Raw genomic sequence first — 711 nt, 5'->3', positions numbered from 1 at the left:
AACAACATCTGATGTAACGATAACTGTAACGTCAACCCCAACGGGAACAATCGTACCGAACTTAGACCCATCGACAGGAAATGTTATGGTGCCGTCAGGTACGCCAACGGGAACGTATACGATAGGTTATAGCATCTGTACAAAATCAGGAACGATTACTTGCGACACAGCTACGGTAACTGTAATAGTTACAGCTGTAACAACCCCTACGGTAATCATGGCTACTGACGACCCAGTAACTGTAACGACCACTCAAAGTGGAACTGTAGTGAACGTATTGGATAATGATAAAATTGGTACTAATACACCGACAACATCTGATGTAACGATAACTGTAACGTCAACCCCAACGGGAGCGATAGTACCGAACTTAGACCCTGTAACAGGAAATGTTACGGTACCATCAGGTACACCAACGGGAACGTATACGATAGGTTATAGAATCTGTACAAAATCAGGAACGATTACTTGTGCTACGGCTACTGTAGTAATAACAGTTACGGAGGTAGTAACACCAACAAATACGACCGTAGCGAAAGATGATATTAACAATACGTATGTTAATACACCGGTTTCAGGAAACGTAGGTACGAACGATATAGACCCAGAAGGAGATACCCAAGTGTGGACAACTCAGACAAATACCACAGGAGGACATACCTTTGTGTTGAACGCAGACGGAACATATACGTTTACTCCTTCGACAGACTT

Annotated in this window: 1 protein-coding gene; it reads left to right on the top strand. The window is 43.0% G+C overall.

The features are described from left to right. A partial coding sequence (locus tag CCAND38_RS12065; RefSeq protein WP_042345533.1) for an Ig-like domain-containing protein occupies positions 1-711 on the top strand: 711 nt, incomplete at both ends.

It is taken from the genome of Capnocytophaga canis, from assembly GCF_000827555.1.
Lineage (GTDB): Bacteria > Bacteroidota > Bacteroidia > Flavobacteriales > Flavobacteriaceae > Capnocytophaga > Capnocytophaga canis.
This window is presented reverse-complemented; position numbering and strand designations above follow the sequence as displayed.